This is a genomic window from Naasia aerilata, from assembly GCF_030296595.1.
Lineage (GTDB): Bacteria > Actinomycetota > Actinomycetes > Actinomycetales > Microbacteriaceae > Naasia > Naasia aerilata.
The window spans coordinates 348,986-367,109 of record NZ_AP027731.1 but is presented as its reverse complement, the minus strand read 5'-3'; the positions used below and the strand labels follow the sequence as shown (position 1 = coordinate 367,109).

The following is an 18,124-nucleotide window of genomic DNA, read 5'->3' as shown; positions in this document are numbered from 1 at the left end:
GGCGGGGGTGACGCAGGCGCCGACTGCCGACCAGTCTGTCGGCCATGCCCAGACAGATTCGCTTCAACGCCTTCGACATGAACTGCGTCGCCCACCAGACGTCCGGCCTCTGGCGTCACCCCCAGGACCAGTCGGCCCGCTACAAGGACCTCAGCTACTGGACGGAGCTCGCCAAGCTCCTCGAGCGCGGGACCTTCGACGGCATCTTCATCGCCGATGTGCTCGGCACGTACGACGTCTACGGCGGGAGCAACGAAGCCGCGATCCGCCACGGCGCCCAGGTGCCGGTCGGCGATCCGCTGCTCCTCGTGTCCGCGATGGCGCTCGTCACCGAGCACCTCGGCTTCGGCGTCACGGCGGGAACCGCCTACGAGCACCCCTACCCGTTCGCCCGTCGCATCTCCACGCTGGATCACCTGACGAAGGGCCGGATCGGCTGGAACGTCGTCACCGGCTACCTCCCGTCCGCGGCCCGCAACATGGGTCACGACGACCAGCTCGAGCACGACGACCGCTACGACCACGCCGACGAGTACCTCGAGGTCCTCTACAAGCTGTGGGAGGGCTCGTGGGAGGACGACGCGGTGATCCGCGACGCCGAGTCGGGGTCTTCACCGATCCCGCGAAGGTCCACGAGATCGGCCACAAGGGCAAGCACTTCACCGTGCCCGGCATCCACATCTCGGAGCCCTCGCCGCAGCGGACGCCGGTCATCTACCAGGCAGGCGCCTCCCCCGTGGGGTCGCCTTCGCCGCCGGCAACGCGGAGGCGATCTTCGTCGCGGCCCCCACCAAGGAGGTGCTCAAGGGAACGGTGAAGCGCATCCGCGACGCGCTCGAGCTCGCCGGCCGCGATCGCTACTCGGCCAAGATCTACACGCTGCTCACGATCATCACCGACGAGACCGAGGAGAAGGCGCAGGCCAAGTACGAGGACTACCTCTCCTACGCGAGCGAGGAAGGCGCGCTGGTCTTCATGTCGGGCTGGATGGGCATCGACCTGTCCCAGTACGACCTCGACGAGCCGGTCGGGAACGTGAAGAGCAACGCCATCCAGTCGGTCATCGCCGGCTTCGAGGAATCCGCGCGGCACGGCAAGGAGTTCACCGTCCGCGACATCGCACGGCACGGCGCGATCGGCGGCCTCGGCCCGTTCATCGTCGGATCCGGCGCGAAGATCGCCGACACGCTGCAGGAGTGGGTGGAGGACACCGACGTCGACGGCTTCAACCTCGCCTACGTCATCACGCCGGGCACCTTTGAGGACATCGTCGAGTTCGTGATCCCCGAGCTGCGCAAGCGCGGCGCGTACCCCGAGGCGTACGAGGAGGGGACGCTGCGCAACAAGCTGCACGGCCGCGGCGACCGCCTGCCGGACGAGCACCACGGGGCGCAGTTCCGGGTGGGAGCGGTGAGCACGCTGGACGCCGAGAGCGCGGAGTCGCAGGTCCCCGCCGCCGTCTGACGCCCCCGGATCGAGACCGCTCGGCCGTCGTTGACGGTCGAGCGGTCGCGTCGCTACGGTCGGGCGCGTGATCACCGCTGACGATCTTCGCGGCATGCGGGTCTTCGCCGCGCTGCCCGAGGAGGCGCTCGACTACCTCGTCCGGAGCGTCGAGGACATCCGGCTGATGCCGGGGAGTACTTCGCCCACGAGGGGGACGAGCGCGCGCTGTTCGTCGTCGTGGAGGGGCGCGCGGAGATCACGAAGGTGGTGAACGGCGAGGAGCGCGTGATCGGTGTCCGCAAGCCGGGCCAGTTCTTCGGCGAGGTGCCGATGACGCTGAGCGCGCCCTTCCCCGCGAGCGGCCGGGCGGTCGGGGACGCACGTGTCATCAAGCTCGACGTGACCGTCTACTACACGCTGGCGGCCCTCGCGCCCGCCGTGCCGACCCGCGTCGCGGGGCTCGCGCGGCGCTACCTCGACTCCCTCCAGGAGCTGGCCGCCGAGCAGCCCGAGCATCCGATCCGGCTGGTGGGTCCGCGTCAGCACCGCGCCACGCACGAGCTGGCGGGCTTCCTGGCGCGCAACCATGTCGCCTTCGACCGGATGACGCTCGACGAGGCGGCGCCCGGCAGCGCCTACCCGGTGCTCGAGGTGTCCGGCGACCGGCGACTCGAGGCCCCGCCGATGCGCGAGGTGGCCACGGCGGTCGGGCTGCACGTCGAGCCGGATCGGACCGACTACGACGTGATCATCATCGGCGGCGGTCCCGCCGGGCTGACCGCGGCCGTGAATGCCGCCGCCGAGGGACTGCGCACCGTCCTGCTCGAGTCCCTCGCGCCCGGCGGGCAGGCGGGCACCTCGTCCCGGATCGAGAACTACACCGGGTTCCCGTTCGGCATCTCCGGCGACGACCTCGCGAGCCGTGCGCTCAAGCAGGCGAAGCGTCTGGGCGCGGAGGTCGTGGTCACCCGGACGGTGGCAGAGCTGCGGCACGAGGAGGCCGGCCTCGGAGGGTCGCACGCAGGCGGGCGGCGGCCCGACCTGAAGGCCATCGTGCTGGACGGCGGAGACGTGCTCCGCGCGCCCGTGGTGCTCCTCGCGACGGGTGTCGAGTGGCGCACCCTGCCGATTCCGGGCATCGCAGGGTTCCTCGGCAACGGGGTCTACTACGGCGCCGCGCGCAGCGACGCCTCCATCGCCCAGGGGAGCCGCCTCTCGATCATCGGGGCGGGCAACTCCGCAGGGCAGGCGGCCCTGTTCTTTTCGCGGCACGCCGCATCGGTCACCATGATCGTGCGTGGCGCCTCCCTCGAGGCGAGCATGTCGCGCTACCTCATCGACCAGATCGCGGCCAACGACCGCATCCGGGTGGAGACGCGGAGCGAAGTCGTCGACCTCGGGGGCGACACGGGTCTCGAGACGATCGACGTCCTCGACAAGGCCTCTGGCGAGACCACGAGGCGGGACTGCGACGTCCTGTTCGTGATGATCGGAGCGGACGCCGTCACCAGCTGGCTGCCGCCGTCCATCGCCCGCGACTCGCACGGATTCGTGCTGACGGGGCAGGATGCCGCGGTCGCTCCGCACTGGACGCCGGAGCGCCGGCCTTTCGCTCTCGAGACGAGCTCCGCCGGGGTCTTCGCGATCGGCGATGTCCGGTCGGGCTCGGTGAAGCGCGTCGCCGCAGGGGTCGGCGAAGGCGGCATGGCGGTGGCGTTCGTCCACCAGTACCTCGCACTCGAGCCGTCTCCTGCGGTCGGCACACCGTCCCAGAGGTCGTGAACGGGGGCGCGTCCATAGAGTCCCCACAGACAGGCCGCGGATGCTCGAACCATGGACCCCCGGCGCCTCCGCGGCCTCTTCCCGCCGCGCCGCCCGCGCTTCCTGCGCGGTCCCTCCATCGCGCATCCGGTGGTGGCGCCCGTGATCCGGACCAACCGGCTGGTCCTCCGGCCGCACCGCATGGAGGACGCACGGGTGTGGTGGGAGCTGGAGAACCAGCGCACCGCGCGGCGATACCTGGGCTGGCCGCTGCGGGATCGGCGGCGCAGCCGCGGGCACCTCCGGCACCGGACGCGGCACACGCGACTGAGGCAGGCAGACGACTTCCTCGCGCTGGCGGTGGAACGGGACGGCCGGCTCGTCGGCGACGTGTCGCTCCATCTTCGGAGCACCCACGCGGAGTCGCGCGCTGCAGAGATCGGCTGGCTCTTCGACGAGCGCGTCGCGGGGCGCGGCTACGCGACCGAGGCGTCCGCCGCGATGCTGACGCTGGCGTTCGAGCTGCTGGCGGCGCAGTGGGTGTTCGCCGTCTCCCACCCGAGCAACGCCCGCTCCATCGCGCTCGCGCAGCGCCTCGGCTTCTCGCCCGCCGCGGTCACCGAAAGCCACGCGACCCTGCTGCTCACCGCCGTCGACTGGGCTCGAGCCGGCCCGCGCCTGCGTCGCGAGTTCGGCATCCGGCTGCCGGGCGAGGGCCCGGCACGGGCTCGGGCGGTCCTTGTCGCACGCTGAGGAGGCACGTCGGCAGCGCGAGCGGCAGCGGGTCAGCGCCGGAGCCGCCGCAGGGCGAGCCTCGGCGCGCCGTCCGAGGTGGGCGGTGAGAGGGCCGGCACCGACCCCGTGCGGGCGAACTCCGCCCAGACGCGGCGCAGCTCGGTGCCGTGTGCGACCAAATCCCGCAGGTCGGCGGTGCCGACGCTCACCGCACCCACCCAGCGCTGCGCCGGGAACAGCAGGGGCAGGTCCACCGTGTGCGCCGCGCCCATCGGACTCCCGGTCGGCTGCCAGTCCAGCTCGTACTCGGTGACGCGCGCACCCGCCTCCGCGAGGAGCGTCGCGAAGCGGCGCCCGTCCCGCCGGTACACGCGGTCCGTCGTCAGCCGGACGGTGAGCGGCCGGAGGCGGCGGACGCCCGGCAGCCGGAACAGGCGGCGGAGCGCCGGGGACACGGTCGCGAACAGCGAGGTCTCCTCCGCCGTCCAGCCGATGAGGGCGTCGAGTCCGGGAGCGGCCCGCCGCCAGGCGGCCTCCGCGTCGCCCTCGGCAGGAAGCGGAGCCGCGCCGTACTGCGGGCCGAACGGCATGCCCCCGCGGAAGCCGAATCGGAGTGCGGAGCGCTCCGCCCGGGCCTGCGCGCTCTCGAGCAGTCGGAGAGGTGTGGTCGCATCCATCGCCCCCGCCGCCCTCGCCATCGCGCGGCTCATCCTGCCGCGCCCCGAGCGCAGGCCGAGCGGCGCGCTCTGCAGGATCACGCGCGCGAAGAGGCCGGATGCGGCCGGGCTGAGGAGGAGGTGCGCGATGGAGTCGGCGCCCGAGGACTCGCCGGCGACGGTGACCCGCTTCGGATCCCCGCCGAACGCCGCGATGTTCTCAGCGATCCAGCGCAGCGCCTCGAGCTGATCGAGGAGCCCGAGGTTCGCCGGCCGGTCCGCCCCGCCGAGGAAGCCCAGGACGCCGAGCCGGTAGGTCACCGTCACGACGAGCACCGACTGCTCCCGCACGAGCGCAGCCGCGTCGTAGACGGGCAGATCGCCGCCGCCGGAGACGTAGGAGCCGCCGTGGATCCAGACGATTACGGGCAGCTGCTCTCTGGCCGGCACGTCTGCCGGTCGCGTGATCGACAGCCGCAGGCAGTCCTCGTCGTACGCCACCTCGGCGGCGAGACCCTCCATGAGCAGGTCGGACGGCGCCAGCGGCTGCGGGCACGCGGGGGAGGGCGTCCAGGCCGGGATGGTGTCGGCGCTCGCCGGGACGGGCACCGGCAGCCGGAACCGCTCCGCTGTGGCATAGCGGATGCCTTGCACGCGGACGACATCGCCGTCCCGCCACCCGACGTAGCGCCCGGTGGACGCGGCGAACTCGGCTCTGGAGTCTGGTGCGGGAGACATCGTCGTCGCGAGCATCCCACACCGCTCCTGGGCGGCTCCCGAGCCGGGGCGCGTACCCTGGAGGGCATGCCTCCCGAGACCCTTCCTGTCGCGCGCCCGCAGGTGCGCCCCACCACGGAGGGCTGGTCGCAGAAGCTGGACGGCAGCGGACGTCCGCTCCTGCAGTTCGCATCCCCCAAGCGCGGCAAGCCGCCCGCGCACCTCGCCGACCTCACCGTCGAGGAGCGGAAGGCGCGGCTCGTCGAGCTCGGCTTCCCGGCATTCCGTGCACGCCAGCTCGCGACCCACTACTTCACGCACTACACGAGCGACCCGGCCGACATGACAGACCTTCCGGCGGACACCCGCCACGAGCTGGTCGCCGGGCTCCTGCCGCCGCTGATGACCGAGCTGCGCCGTCTCACGACGGACAAGGGCGACACGATCAAGTTCCTCTGGAAGCTGCACGACGGTGCGCTCGTGGAGTCGGTGCTCATGCGGTACCCGGGCCGGATCACGCTCTGCGTGTCGTCCCAGGCCGGCTGCGGCATGAACTGCCCGTTCTGCGCGACCGGCCAGGCGGGCCTCACCCGGAACCTGTCGGCGGCCGAGATCCTCGACCAGGTCGTGCGGGCCAACCGGGCTCTGGCCCAGGGGGAGCTCCGCGGCAAGCGCAAGGACGAGACCACTCCGGAGCGGGTCAGCAACATCGTCTTCATGGGCATGGGGGAGCCGCTCGCCAACTACAACCGGCTGATGCACGCGGTCCGCACCATGGTCGCGCCGCAGCCCGAGGGTCTCGGCATGAGCGCGCGGCACATCACCGTGTCGACGGTCGGGCTCGTCCCCGCCATCCACAAGCTGGCCGACGAGAGCGTGCCCGTCACGTTCGCGCTGTCGCTGCACGCGCCGGACGACGAGCTCCGCGACGAGCTCATCCCCGTCAACTCGAAGTGGAAGGTCGACGAGGCGCTCGATGCCGCCCGGGCCTACTTCGAGAAGACCGGGCGCCGGGTGTCCATCGAGTACGCGCTCATCAAGGACATGAACGACCACGGCTGGCGTGCGGACCTCCTCGCGCAGAAGCTGCTCGCGCGCGGGCACGGCTGGGTGCACGTCAACCCGATCCCGCTGAACCCGACCCCGGGCTCGATCTGGACCGCCTCGGAGCCCGAGGTGCAGGACGAGTTCGTGCGCCGCCTCAACGCCGCGGGCATCCCGACCACCCTCCGCGACACGCGCGGCAAGGAGATCGACGGGGCCTGCGGGCAGCTCGCCGCCGCGGACGACTGAGGCGGCGGCTTTCGCCGCGTCCGCTCAGACGGTGACGCTGAGGTCCGTCATGCCCTGGACGTCGAGCGTCATGCGGTTGCCCGTCTTCACCACCGTGAAGAGGGTGTGCCGGCACGACGGGCAGAGGACGATGAAGCCCGCAGGGTCGAGCTCCACCACGGCGGTCGCGAGGACCGAGCCCGAGCCGCAGGGCGCGCAGGTCACGACCGCCATGGTCATGTCCGCGCTGAGGAGCTCGCTGAGCGGACCGGCGATCGCGTTGCCGTCGACCCGCACGAACTCGGATCCGTCCGTGAGTCGCGCCATCAGTACCCTCCGAATCGTTCGGTTCTGACCCGGGCCTCCTCGTGGCCGAGGTCGAGGAGCAGTCGCGACGCCGCCTCCACGAAGCCCGTCGGCCCGCACACGTAGACCGTGGGCTGCTGCTCCGCCGGGATGGCGGCGGCCTCGAGGGTGTCGCGCATCAGGCGGCCCGGTGCTGCCGGCCAGCCCTCGGGCGCAGATCGGGTGTAGACCCAGTCGAGGCGGAACGAGTCGCTCTCGAAGCCGGCGAGCTCATCGGTGAAGTAGGCGTTCTCCGGCGTCCGCACGGAGTAGAGGAGGCGGAACGGCGCGGTGCTGCCCGTCCGATGGTGGGCGCGCGACATGGCCATGAGTGGGACGACGCCGGAGCCGCCGGCGATCAGCTGCACCGGCTCGGGCTGGGTCTCCCGCCAGACGAAGTAGCCGCCCAGCGGTCCGCGCACCTCGAGCTGGTCACCGGGCTGCACGTCGCGCACCAGGTAGGGCGACACCTCCCCGTCCGGCAGCTCGTCGACAGCGAGCTCGATGGTCGTCGCCGATCCCACCGACGCGATCGAGTAGGACCGCACCGCCTGGTAGCCGTCCTCGGCGGTGAGCCGCAGGTCCAGATGCTGCCCCGCGAGGTTGCCCGGCCACCCCGGCACGTCCACCATCAGGATCCGGCCGCTCGGCGTCGCGGATTCCGCGCTCACCACCGTTCCGGTCAGCCAGAGCGAGGCTCCTACCAATAGCGCTGTTCCTTCCAGGGATCGCCCCGGAGGTGGTAGCCGTTCTGCTCCCAGAAGCCGGGGTCGTCGTTCTGTTGCATCTGCAGTCCGCGGACCCACTTCGCACTCTTCCAGAAGTAGAGGTGCGGCACGAGCAGCCGCATCGGACCGCCGTGCACCGGCTCGAGCGGCTCGCCGTCGAACTCGAAGGCCAGCCAGGCCTTGCCGCCCAGCAGATCGTCCAGCGGCACGTTGGTGGTGTACCCGCCATAGGAGTGCGCCATCACGTACCGGTACTCGGTGTCGACTCCGGCGAAGATGCTGTCGAGGGAGATGCCGCGCCAGGAGGTGCCGAGCTTCGACCAGCGCGTGACGCAGTGGATGTCGGTGGCCACCTCCTCGATGGGCAGGGCCATCGCCTCGGCCCAGCTCCACTCCGTGCGGCCTTTCTCGGTCTGCAGGAAGAACCTCCAATCGTCCGTGTCGACGAACTGGGTGGGCCCAGCGGACAGGACCGGGAAGTCCTCGGTCAGGTACTGACCCGGCGGCAGGCTCGGATCCGACTCGCGCCTGCGCAGACCGAACCCACGTGAGAAGACCGACATGGCACACCCCTCGTCCTTTCGCCGCAGGCTAGCGAGAAACGGGTGGCGGCGCGAGAGCCGGGCGTCCCGGAGGAGCGGACGGCTCAGCGCGCGACGGTGTCCCCGGCCGGGGCCCCGGCGACGGCCGCCGCCATGCGCCGCTCGATCCGCTCGGAGAGCCCCGTCCACGCCTCCTCGAACGTCGCGAGCCCCTGGCGTTCAAGGGTCGCCACGACGTCGTCGTAGTCGACGCCGGTCTGCCCCAGCGCTTCGAGCACCCGTTCGGCGTCCGCGTAGGTGCCGCGGATGGAGTCGGCCGGCACCTCCCCGTGGTCGGCGACGGCTCGCAAGGTGGCCTCGGGCATGGTGTTCACCACGCCGGGCGCCACGAGGTCGACGACATAGCGGGTGTCCGGGTAGGCCGGGTCCTTCACCGAGGTCGAGGCCCACAGCAGCCGTTGCGGGAGGGCGCCGGCATCGCGCAGCGCGGCCCAGCGCGGTGAGGCGAGCAGCTGCTCGTGCATGCGGTAGGCGAGGCGGGCGTTGGCGATCGCTGCGCGCCCGCGGAGCGCGAGGGCGCCCGGCGTGCCGATGCGGTCCAGCCGTGCGTCGATCTCCGTGTCGACGCGGGAGACGAAGAACGAGGCGACCGAGGACAAGGACGCGAGCGGCCGGCCCACTGCTGCCGCCGCCTCCATACCGGCGAGGAACGCCTCCTGCACCTCGCCGTAGCGGGCGAGCGAGAAGATCAGCGTGACGTTGACGCTGATGCCCTCGGCCAGCAGTGCCGAGATCGCGGGGAGGCCCGCACGGGTGCCCGGGATCTTGATGTACAAATTGGGCCGGTCGATCAGCTTCCACAGGGTCCGCGCTTCGGCGCGCATGGCGTCGGCGTCATGGGCGCTGCGGGGGTCGACCTCGATCGAGACCCTGCCGTCGATCCCGTCGGTCGCGTCGCTGACGGGACGCAGCACGTCGCACGCGTCCCGCACATCCGATGCCGTCATCGTCCGGATCGCATCCGCGGCGTCCGCCCCGTCGGCTGCGAGCCGCCGCAGCTCGTCGTCGTAGACGGAGCTCTCCGCGAGGGCCTTCGCGAAGATGCTGGGGTTCGTCGTGACCCCCGAGACGCCGTCCACCCGGACGAGTCGCGCGAGGCTGCCCGAGGCGAGGCGCTCCCGGCTGAGGTCGTCGAGCCACACCGACACCCCCGCGATCCGAAGGGCTTCCAGTCGTCGATCCATGGTGCTGTCCTTCCGCGATCCTGGCTCAGGACGCGACCGCGACCTGGCCCCGAGTGAGCTCGTCGAGCAGGACAGGGCGGCGGGAGGCGATGAGGGCCTGGATCTCCTTCTTGGCCTTCCACACGTTCACGTGCATCCCGGCGACCACGACGCCCGCGTCGTCGCCCTCGGGGAGCACCCAGAAGGCGACGAAGCGCCCCGATTCGGGTTCGCCGCGGAGGACCAGCCGTGCCTCGGCGGCGAGCGAGGAGTAGCCGGCGTACTCCATGCCGAGGTCGTACTGGTCCGTGTAGAAGTACGGGACGGCCTCCAGGCCGGCGCCCGGACCGAGGATCGACCTCGCGGCGGCCTCGCCTCCGGCGATGGCGTTTGCCCAGTGCTCGCTCCGCTGGTGGCGGCCGAGGTAGGGGTCGTAGACGAGGGCGACGTCTCCCGCGGCATAGATGTGCGGATCCGTGGTGCGCAGGAACTGGTCGACGAGGATCCCGTTGTCGGTCTCCAGCCCCGCGGCCGCAGCGAGCGCGGTGTTCGGAACCGCCCCGACGGCGATGAGGACCGCATCGGCGGGAAGCACCTCCCCGCTGCCGAGCCGGACGCCCGTGACGCGGCCGCCGAGTCCCAGGATCTCTCGCGCCGAGGACGCCATGCGGAATCGGACCCCTTCGGCCTCATGCCGCCGCGCGAAGACGGCGCCGATCCGGGGCCCGAGCGCGGCGGCGAGCGGGACGTCGTCTGGTGCGACCACGGTGACCTCGCTGCCGTGGCCCCGGGCGGTCGCGGCGACCTCCATGCCGATCCAGCCCGCGCCGAGGATGATCAGCCGGGGCGGGCGGCCCTGGAGCGGCCGCTGCAGGATGTTGCGCATCGCACGCGCGTCGTCGAGCGTCCGCAGGTAGAGGACGCCTTCGAGGTTGGCTCCCGGGAGCGCAAGCCGGCGCGGCGACGCGCCCGTGCTGAGCAGCAGGTCGGCGTAGGCCACCGACCGCCCGTCGGCCAGATGGACACGCTGCTCCTCGGTGTCGATCGAGCGCGCCGCCTGCCCGAGCATGAGCTCGATGTCGAGGCGGCGGTAGTCCTCTCCGGACGCCACCTGCAGGGAGGACTCGTCGTCCGTGCCGGCCAGGAACGCCTTCGAGAGCGGCGGCCGGAGATAGGGCGGGTGGGCCTCCTCGCCGATGAGGGTGAGTGGCCCTGTGTAGCCTTCCTCGCGCAGCGTCCGCGCGGCCGTGGCGCCGCAGAGTCCCGCGCCCACGATAACGATTCCTGTGCTGTCCATGATCGGACTCCCCTTCGAGCGGGGCGGCGGATGCGTCGCCTTCTAAAACTTGATAACCTGAAGTTAGAAGCACAGGGTGCCACTGTCAAGGGCACGGGGGAGGGTCGCGTGGACGAGCTCGCAGCGGAGTCGGTCCTGGCAGATCCGGTGCGCCGGGCGCTGTACCGGCTGATCCTCGCCTCCTCCCCGGATCCGGTGAGCAGAGGCGACGCGGCCGACGCGCTCGGCCTGCCGAAGAGCACCGTGGCAGCGCACCTGGCGCGCATGGCGCGCGACGGCGTGCTCGTCGTGAGCATGCGCAAGACGGGGGAGCGGTCGGGGCCGGGGTCGGGCCGACCGGCCGCCTTCTACTCCGCGGCAGCGCCCGACGTCGCGATCTCGATTCCGCCGCGGCGCTACGACCTGATGGGGGACCTGCTGGCGGGGGCCGTCGAGGATGCGGTGGAGCGCGCGCCGCAGCTCGCGGCCGAGCTGCGCGCGACTGCCACGGCTCGGGGGCGGGCTATGGGACAGGCCGCCGGCGGCGTGGAGCAGGCTCTCCAAGACAACGGCTATGAGCCGGTGCGCGACGAGGACGGATTCGTCCTCGCCAACTGCCCGTTCCACCGGCTCTCCCGGTCGCACCGCGATGTGGTCTGCCTGCTGAACGGCGCTCTGCTGCAGGGAGTGGTCGAGGGCTCAGGGGTCGCCGCGTCGGTCGATGCGGTGCCGGTGGGCTCCCCTGCTGTGCGCGGATCACGCACGGCGCCGCACGAGCCGGCGCGCCTCAGACGTAGCTGTCGACCGGCGAGCGGCGCTCGCGAGCGGGCGCCGACTTCCAGACCCGGCCGTACTTGGGCAGGTCCGCTGCGCCGGCCAGCCCGGCGCCTTCCAGCTCCGCGACGGGGATGCTGAGCGGCGAGACGGCGGAGCCCGCGCACTCGTAGGTCACCGCGGCGACGGAGTGCCACGGGTTGGCGCAGCGGTGCGCCGATTCCCGGGTGGTCGACATGCATTCCGGACACACGTAGTGCTCCCACCAGTCCTGCAGCACCGGTGTCGTCATCTCGTCGAGCCCGTTCATGATCGCTCCTGTCGCTCCGCTCCGTCCCTACACGGGACTGTCGTACACCCGGCTGCCGACAGTGGCCGCGCGCCCCGCCAGGAGACGCCGAAAGCGTTACCGTGTCGTCGTGGCGGCCGATCTGCAGTACGAGTTCACCGCGGCCCTCTGGCCGTGGGAGGTGCGGCGGGACCTCTGGACGTTCGTGTCGCTGCCCGATCGCGCGTCGGCGGAGATCGCCGAGTTCGCCGACGGGCTCACGCGCGGCTTCGGGTCGGTGCCGGTGCGGGTGCGGATCGGCACGATGACCTGGCGGACCTCGGTCTTCCCTGGCGGCACGGGTGGGGGCTACGTGCTGCCGGTCAAGCGGGCGGTGCGGGAGGCGAACGGGGTCGAGGTGGGCGACGAGGTCGCCGTCTCGCTCGAGGTGCTCGTCGGCTGAGCCCGATGCCCCGGCGCGAGCGGGGAGAGGCGCCCGTCAGATCGGGGCCGACAGGGCCGCGAGCGTCGCGCCCGTCAGGCGCCCGGCCTCGGGATTGGGCGGGCCGGGCTCCTGCTCCCAGCGCGAGAGCTGCAGCGAGGTCTCCACGACGAGCCGGGCCCGCTCCCAGCGTCGCGACGCGAATCGGGTCGCCAGGTCTTCGAAGGGCAGACCGGCCTGCGCGAGCTCTCCGAGGACGACGGCGTCCTCCAGCGCGAGGCCGGCGCCGAAGGCGATGTGCGGGGTCGTCGTGTGGACGGCATCCCCGAGGAGCAGGGCTCGGCCGCTGTGCCACGGGGGTGGGACGAGAAGCCACTGGAGGGCGCGGAAGTCGACCCGCCCGGCGGCGCTGACGTCGTCGATGACCGCGGGGGCGAAGCCCCCGAACCGTGCAGCCCGTTCGAGGAAGAGCCCGAGAAGATCGTCGGAAGCCGGCCGTTCGGGTCCGAGCGTGGTGTCGAGCATCCAGAGGTAGAGCCGGCCGTCCGGGAGAGGCACCAGGCCGAGGCGGATCGGACCGCCCAGCATCATCGTGTAGTGCTCGAGGCCGGGCGGGCTGACCGCCTCGGCGCGCCAGATGGACTGTCCGGCGTAGGCCGGCTCCGGGGCGTCGGGCAGCACCGAGGAGCGCAGGCTCGAGTGCACGCCATCGGCACCGAGGACGAAGTCGGCGCGGTCCGTTCGGCCGTCCGTGTACTCCACGTCGACGCCGTGCTCGTCCGCCTCGAGCCGGGAGACCGTCGTCTCGTAGCGGATGTCGATGCCCAGCCGGGTGACCTCCTCGATCATCACCTCGTGCAGACTCTCGCGCGCCATCCCGAGGAACGGGGGTCGTCGGGCTCGTTCACATTGAGCTGGGGCACGGTCGCGACGATCGTGCCATCCGGCCGGCACATGTCGATGACGTGATGGGGCCGACCGACCTCGAGCAGCTGCTTGAAGATGCCCAAGCGCTTGGCTGCGCGGAGCGGCGCGCTCTGGAGGGCGATGCCGATCCCGGCCGGGCGACTCGGCGGGGAGACCTCCACGATCTCGCACTGCAGTCCCGCATGGGTGAGTGCGATGGCGCTCGCGAGACCGGCCGGTCCGCTGCCGACGATGAGCACCCTGCCGGCCATGCCTCAGCCCTCTCGGTTGTAGTAGGGCCAGGGCAGGAAGCGGCGCTCGCCCCGCCGATCCGGTCCCTGCAGGGTGAGAGCGCCGGTCGCCGCCCACTCCACGCCCCGGGGGAACATCGAGATGAACTCGATGCGCCGGAACGTGTCGATGTCGTGACCGATGGTGATGGTGAAGCAGCGCCCGGCGCCGTACTCGTTGATCCAGGCGAGCGGCTGGTGCGTGTTTATGCCCGGCAGCGCGGCCAGGCCCTCGGGCGGGATGGCGACCGGGTAGTGCGACATCGGCCAGCGCGGAGCGTTCTCGTACGACTCCAGGTCGTCGAAGACGGTGAGCAGAACCTCGGTTCCCTCGTGCAGCTCCACCCCGGTGAGGATGTCGTCGCCCGTGACGGTCCAGGTCTTGCTGATGCCTTCGGTGATGGGATGACGGGGTTCGGCGGTGTGCAGCAGGGCCTCGCCCCAGGGCCGAGGGCGCAGTCCGGTCGGAACGCTGAGCTTGGCCCCGCGCATCACGTTGTACTCCTCGGGGTAGCCCCAGTCGTCCTCTTGCGCGGCCGAGCCATGGAACCAGACCATGCCCTTGCCCTTGTCGTGGACGAAGCTCAGCAGGGCGTCATCTGTCTCGGGGCCGAAGCCGACCGCCTTCTCGTGGTAGCCGTCCCGGCCCTCGAAGACGACGATGATCACGTCGTACTTGTCGATGATGTCCGAGGTCAGCCCCCGGGGTCCTCGGTGACCCGGACACGGAACCGGCCGGTGTCCTCCAGGAGAGTCGTCAGCCACTGGTTGTGCGCCCGGAAGCTCCGGAACTCGTTGTCGTGCTCGCGGGTCATGTGACCCGACAGGATGAGGGCGTTGAGCAGCTCGGGCATGGCGGTGTCCTTCTGTCCCGCGACGCGACCCGTGGTGCCTCGGATGGCGATCGCCCCGAGGTCGGGCCCTGGGGACCCCGACGTCGGTGCGAGCCTACCCACTTCTGTCTAAAGTCGTCCAAAGAATCGGGTGACCGGGCGGGAGTGTCGTGCCCTCGCCGGTCAGCGCCGGACGAGCCGGTAGCCGGCGTCCTCCAGCGAGCGCGTCATGTGCGCGGCGTACCAGGTCGTCCAGTCGGGGTCCTGCGCGCCCGTCCGTCGCTCGTGCTCGCCGTGGGCGGCGGCCGTCCGCTGGAGAGTGTCGAGGATCACGTTCTGCAGGTTCGGGGCCCAGCCGGGGTCGAACCCGCGGTCGGTCGATTCGAGTCTCATGGCCTCGACCGTAGGAAGTCGCTCCGCCGGCCGGAAGAGACCAACGGCACCCGGGGCCGCTGAGCGGGGCCGGGTCGGTCCGCTGCTCGCGCGCAGGAAGCGGGGGCTCCTGGGCCCGTGGGAATAGGGCGACCGAGGAGTAGGTTGTACGCAACATCGTGGAAAGGAGCTCATATGAAGGTCCGTAATTCGCTGGGTTCGATGAAGAAGATGCAGGGTTCGCAGATCGTCCGGCGCCATGGGCGCACGTTCGTCATCAACAAGCTGAATCCCCGGTTCAAGGCCCGTCAGGGCTGACCGTCCAGCATTTCCAGCCCACTTCTGAAGCGGCCCCGGTTTCGACCGGGGCCGCTTCCCGTTAACCCGGCGCGCCGACAGCGCGGGTGTAGCCGCCAACTCGCTGGTCTCGTAACACCCGCTGAAGAGCGGTATCACCCGCGGTGTAGACCCGTCCGGCGAGCCGGGCCTTTTCGCTATTCACAAGTTCGTGAAAACGGCGTACGCTCGCGCGCCATGACGACAGTGATCGAGGTCCGGGACCTCGTGAAGAACTTCGGCCGCGTGCGTGCACTCGACGGCCTCGACCTCTCCGTGGACGCGGGGAGGTGCATGGCTTCCTCGGCCCGAACGGCGCCGGGAAGTCGACGACGCTGCGCGTCCTGCTCGGCCTGCTCCGCTCCAACGGCGGGAGCGCCACCGTGTTCGGCCGCGACCCGTGGGCGGACGCGGTGGACATCCACCGGGACCTGGCCTACGTCCCCGGCGATGTGAGCCTCTGGCCGAACCTCACCGGCGGCGAGACGATCGACCTGCTCACCCGCATGCGCGGCGGCGCCGAGCCGGCGCGTCGGGATCGCCTGCTCCGCGAGTTCGAGCTGGACCCGAAGCGGAAGGCGCGTGGCTACTCGAAGGGCAACCGGCAGAAGGTCGCGCTGGTCGCCGCCTTCGCGCGTCCCGCGAAGCTGTACATCCTCGACGAGCCCACGAGCGGCCTCGACCCCGTCATGGAGTCGGTGTTCCGCGCCGAGGTGCAGCGCGCGCAGGAGGACGGCGCGACCGTGCTCCTCTCGAGCCACATCCTCAGCGAAGTCGAGCAGCTCTGCCAGCGCGTGACCATCATCCGCGCGGGGCGGGCGGTCGAGACCGGAACTCTGGCCGAGATGCGGCACCTCACCCGCACCAGCTTCCGCGTCGCCACCGTGGCGCCCTCGGCGCAGCTCGCCGCACTGCCCGGCGTGCACGACCTGCACGCGGAGGGCGACCACCTCGCGTTCGACGTCGACACGGATGCTCTGCAGCCGGTGCTCTCGGCCCTCGCCGCTGCGGGGGTCAGCTCGCTCACGGCGGCTCCGCCGTCCCTCGAGGAGCTGTTCCTGCGCCACTACGGCGACGAGCTCCCCGTCCTCGAGGAGGCGTCGGCGAGATGATCCGGCTGATCCTTCTGCAGGCCCGTCGCGACCGCATCTTCCTGACCGTCTGGGTGCTCGGCATCACGCTGCTCCTGTTCGTCAGCACGGCCGCCGTCGCCACCGAGTACGGAAGCGATGAGGAGCGCAGCCAGATCCTGGGGCTCGCTCTCACCACTCCGGCCCTGCTCGCCCTGCGCGGCGTGCCGAACGGCGCCGGACTCGGGTCCGCCGTCTTCTTCCAGACCTTCGCGTCCTATGCGGTGGGGGTCGGCCTCATGAACACGTTCTTCGCGACCCGCCACGGGAGGGCGGATGAGGAGCGGGGCCGGCGCGAGCTGGTCGCGGCCACTCCCACCACCCGGTCCGCGAGCCTCGTCGCGACCCTCCTCCTCGGCCTGATCGCGAACATCGTGCTCGGCATCCTCGCGTTCCTCGGCTTCGTTGCCGGCGGCACGGACGCCCAGGGGGCGGTCGTGGCGGCCCTCGCTCTCGCGCTGATCGGGCTGACGTTCCTCGGTGTCGGGGCGCTCGCCGGGGAGCTCGTCGCCACCTCGCGCGCCGCGAACGGCGTCGGCGCGGTGGCCGTCCTCGGCGCCTATGCGCTCCGGGCGATCGGCGACGCTCTCGGCACGCCTGACTTCGACGCGCTGCGCCTCGAGACCGCGTGGCCCAGCTGGCTCTCGCCGATCGGCTGGGGTGAGCAGACCCTCGCCTTCACCGAGAACCGGCTGGGTCCGCTCGTGCTGCTCCTCGCCCTCGCCCTCGTTGCCGGCGGCGGTGCGCTCGCGGTCCGATCCCGGCGCGACCTCGGAGCGAGCCTCCTGCCGGAGCGGAGCGGGCGGGCGGTCGCTCGCGCAGGACTGCGGAGCCCCGGCGGGCTCGCCTGGCGGCTGCACTGGCCGTCCCTGCTCGGCTGGGCGATCGGCGCCGCGCTGCTCGGTCTCGTCGTCGGATCGCTCGCCACGGTGGTCGCGAATGCGTCGGAGAACTTCCCGGAGTCGATCCAGGTCGTTCTGCGGAGCCTCGCGCACGGCGGCCGCAGCGACATCATCGGCGTCTTCGTCGCCGCGATCGCCGTGCTCATCGGGCTTATGGCTGCGGCCGCCGGAATCCAGGCGGTGCTCCGGGCGCGCGAGGAGGAGGCGGACGGCCGCGCGGAGCAGGTGCTCGGGGGCCCCGTCTCGAGGCCGCGGTGGCTGCTCGCCTCCGTCGGCATCGCCACCGTGTCGGTGCTCGTCGTGCTGCTCGCGACCGCCGTGGCGACGTTCGCGAGCTTCGCGTCGGCGGGCGACCTCGACAGCGGCTGGCGCTCGGTCGGGCAGATCCTGGTCCAGGCGCCCGCGGCCCTCGTCTTCGTCGGCATCGGCGCACTGCTGATCGGGGCGCTGCCTCGGCTCTCGGTCGGCCTCACCTGGGGGCTCTTCGCACTCGCCGCGGTGATCGGCCTCCTCGGCGGGCTCCTGCGGCTGCCGGACTGGGTGCTGGACGCCAGCCCGATCACCTCCGTGCCCGCCGTGCCCTTCGACTCGGTGGGCGACGCGGTCCTGGCCCTCGGCATCGCGGCGGCCGTGGCGATCGTGCTCGCCCTCGCAGGGGCGGCCCTCTTCCACCGACGGAACGTGCCGGCGTGACCTGGGATGCGGGACGGCAGGAGTTCGTCGCGGCGGCGTCTACGGAGCTCGCGGCGCAGGGGTTTCCCGCCATGCCGGCCCGCGTGCTCATGGCGCTCACCGCGAGCGACGAGGCGCGGCTCACCGCGGAGGAGCTGCAGAGCATCCTCGGCATCAGTGCGGCCGCGGTGTCCGGAGCGATGCGCTACCTCATCCTGCTCGGCTTCGTCCGGCAGACCACGGTGCCCGGCTCCCGCCGCCACCTGTATCTGCTGCCGGACACCTCGCCCTGGTACACCGCGACCCTCGCCCGGTCGAGCATCTACGAGCACACGACGGCGATCCTCGACCGCGGGGCCGAGCTGATCCCGGAGGACTCACCTGCGCGCGCCCGCGTTGCCGAGATGGCCGGGTTCTTCCGTTTCCTCCAGCGGCGGATGCCGTTGCTCCTCGACGAGTGGATCGCGGAGCGGGACGGGCTCGCCGGAGGCTGAGCCC

At 71.7% G+C, this 18,124-nt stretch carries 20 protein-coding genes and 2 pseudogenes; 11 read left to right on the top strand and 11 right to left on the bottom strand.

Features of this window, described 5'->3' with window-relative positions; genetic code table 11:
- Positions 1-44 precede the first annotated feature (44 nt).
- The 4 genes and pseudogenes from QUE51_RS01985 to QUE51_RS01970 all read left to right on the top strand — a co-directional run bounded on the left by QUE51_RS01985 (position 45) and on the right by QUE51_RS01970 (position 3,960).
- Positions 45-1,464, top strand: a pseudogene (locus QUE51_RS01985) (LLM class flavin-dependent oxidoreductase).
- 67 nt (positions 1,465-1,531) lie between these two features.
- Positions 1,532-1,717, top strand: coding sequence for a hypothetical protein (locus QUE51_RS01980; RefSeq protein ID WP_286277960.1), 186 nt, complete (start codon positions 1,532-1,534; stop codon positions 1,715-1,717).
- Positions 1,684-3,228 (top strand): FAD-dependent oxidoreductase, encoded by a 1,545-nt coding sequence (locus tag QUE51_RS01975; RefSeq protein WP_286277959.1) that lies wholly within the window; start codon positions 1,684-1,686, stop codon positions 3,226-3,228. The genes QUE51_RS01980 and QUE51_RS01975 overlap by 34 nt, the downstream gene beginning before the upstream one ends.
- A gap of 51 nt (positions 3,229-3,279) precedes the next feature.
- Positions 3,280-3,960 carry a GNAT family N-acetyltransferase gene (locus tag QUE51_RS01970; protein WP_286277958.1) on the top strand — a complete coding sequence of 227 codons (681 nt, stop codon included), beginning with the start codon at positions 3,280-3,282 and terminating at the stop codon, positions 3,958-3,960.
- A gap of 32 nt (positions 3,961-3,992) precedes the next feature.
- Here the strand turns inward: QUE51_RS01970 and QUE51_RS01965 are convergent, their stop codons facing one another.
- Positions 3,993-5,351, bottom strand: a complete 1,359-nt coding sequence (locus QUE51_RS01965) for a carboxylesterase family protein (RefSeq protein WP_286277957.1) — start codon at positions 5,349-5,351, stop codon at positions 3,993-3,995.
- 51 nt (positions 5,352-5,402) lie between these two features.
- Here QUE51_RS01965 and rlmN point away from each other — a divergent pair, with 51 nt between their 5' ends.
- Positions 5,403-6,608, top strand: a complete 1,206-nt coding sequence (gene rlmN / locus QUE51_RS01960; RefSeq protein ID WP_286277956.1) for a dual-specificity RNA methyltransferase RlmN — start codon at positions 5,403-5,405, stop codon at positions 6,606-6,608.
- 24 nt (positions 6,609-6,632) lie between these two features.
- On the opposite strand, the gene QUE51_RS01955 is transcribed toward rlmN, so the two are convergent.
- From QUE51_RS01955 to QUE51_RS01935, 5 genes are all read right to left on the bottom strand, one after another.
- Positions 6,633-6,914, bottom strand: a complete 282-nt coding sequence (locus tag QUE51_RS01955) for a DUF6510 family protein (RefSeq protein ID WP_286277955.1) — start codon at positions 6,912-6,914, stop codon at positions 6,633-6,635.
- Positions 6,914-7,603 carry a ferredoxin reductase gene (locus QUE51_RS01950; protein ID WP_286277954.1) on the bottom strand — a complete coding sequence of 230 codons (690 nt, stop codon included), beginning with the start codon at positions 7,601-7,603 and terminating at the stop codon, positions 6,914-6,916. The genes QUE51_RS01955 and QUE51_RS01950 overlap by 1 nt, the downstream gene beginning before the upstream one ends.
- A gap of 29 nt (positions 7,604-7,632) precedes the next feature.
- Positions 7,633-8,223 carry a sulfite oxidase-like oxidoreductase gene (locus tag QUE51_RS01945; RefSeq protein WP_286277953.1) on the bottom strand — a complete coding sequence of 197 codons (591 nt, stop codon included), beginning with the start codon at positions 8,221-8,223 and terminating at the stop codon, positions 7,633-7,635.
- Between the two features lie 83 nt (positions 8,224-8,306).
- Positions 8,307-9,446: a transaldolase gene (gene tal, locus QUE51_RS01940; protein ID WP_286277952.1), complete on the bottom strand. Its 1,140-nt coding sequence runs from the start codon at positions 9,444-9,446 to the stop codon at positions 8,307-8,309.
- A gap of 25 nt (positions 9,447-9,471) precedes the next feature.
- Entirely contained in the window at positions 9,472-10,722 is a 1,251-nt protein-coding gene (locus tag QUE51_RS01935) for an NAD(P)/FAD-dependent oxidoreductase (RefSeq protein ID WP_286277951.1), read from the bottom strand.
- Positions 10,723-10,830: 108 nt separating this feature from the next.
- Here QUE51_RS01935 and QUE51_RS01930 point away from each other — a divergent pair, with 108 nt between their 5' ends.
- Positions 10,831-11,616, top strand: coding sequence for a helix-turn-helix transcriptional regulator (locus tag QUE51_RS01930; protein WP_286277950.1), 786 nt, complete (start codon positions 10,831-10,833; stop codon positions 11,614-11,616).
- Positions 11,617-11,894: 278 nt separating this feature from the next.
- On the top strand, positions 11,895-12,206 hold the full coding sequence (locus QUE51_RS01925) for a DUF1905 domain-containing protein (protein WP_286277949.1): 312 nt from the start codon (positions 11,895-11,897) through the stop codon (positions 12,204-12,206).
- Between the two features lie 36 nt (positions 12,207-12,242).
- On the opposite strand, the gene QUE51_RS01920 is transcribed toward QUE51_RS01925, so the two are convergent.
- The 5 genes from QUE51_RS01920 to QUE51_RS01900 all read right to left on the bottom strand — a co-directional run bounded on the left by QUE51_RS01920 (position 12,243) and on the right by QUE51_RS01900 (position 14,607).
- Positions 12,243-13,061, bottom strand: a complete 819-nt coding sequence (locus QUE51_RS01920) for an FAD-dependent monooxygenase (protein WP_350226702.1) — start codon at positions 13,059-13,061, stop codon at positions 12,243-12,245.
- Complete coding sequence (locus QUE51_RS01915; RefSeq protein ID WP_286277947.1) at positions 13,034-13,363, bottom strand: FAD-dependent monooxygenase; 330 nt, start codon at positions 13,361-13,363, stop codon at positions 13,034-13,036. Before QUE51_RS01915 ends, QUE51_RS01920 begins: the two co-directional genes overlap by 28 nt.
- Before the next feature lie 3 nt (positions 13,364-13,366).
- Positions 13,367-14,050 (bottom strand): ThuA domain-containing protein, encoded by a 684-nt coding sequence (locus QUE51_RS01910; RefSeq protein WP_286277946.1) that lies wholly within the window; start codon positions 14,048-14,050, stop codon positions 13,367-13,369.
- A 26-nt stretch (positions 14,051-14,076) separates the two neighbouring features.
- Positions 14,077-14,235, bottom strand: coding sequence for a hypothetical protein (locus tag QUE51_RS01905; RefSeq protein WP_286277945.1), 159 nt, complete (start codon positions 14,233-14,235; stop codon positions 14,077-14,079).
- 162 nt (positions 14,236-14,397) lie between these two features.
- Entirely contained in the window at positions 14,398-14,607 is a 210-nt protein-coding gene (locus tag QUE51_RS01900; RefSeq protein WP_286277944.1) for a hypothetical protein, read from the bottom strand.
- A gap of 174 nt (positions 14,608-14,781) precedes the next feature.
- Here QUE51_RS01900 and ykgO point away from each other — a divergent pair, with 174 nt between their 5' ends.
- From ykgO to QUE51_RS01880, 4 genes and pseudogenes are all read left to right on the top strand, one after another.
- A complete protein-coding gene (gene ykgO, locus QUE51_RS01895) occupies positions 14,782-14,904 on the top strand; it encodes a type B 50S ribosomal protein L36 (RefSeq protein ID WP_286277943.1) in 123 nt (40 codons plus the stop codon).
- Between the two features lie 216 nt (positions 14,905-15,120).
- Positions 15,121-16,034: pseudogene (locus QUE51_RS01890) on the top strand (ABC transporter ATP-binding protein).
- Positions 16,031-17,647, top strand: coding sequence for an ABC transporter permease (locus QUE51_RS01885; protein WP_286277942.1), 1,617 nt, complete (start codon positions 16,031-16,033; stop codon positions 17,645-17,647). The pseudogene QUE51_RS01890 and the gene QUE51_RS01885 overlap by 4 nt, the downstream one beginning before the upstream one ends.
- Positions 17,644-18,120, top strand: coding sequence for a GbsR/MarR family transcriptional regulator (locus QUE51_RS01880; RefSeq protein ID WP_286277941.1), 477 nt, complete (start codon positions 17,644-17,646; stop codon positions 18,118-18,120). Before QUE51_RS01885 ends, QUE51_RS01880 begins: the two co-directional genes overlap by 4 nt.
- Positions 18,121-18,124: the final 4 nt, after the last annotated feature.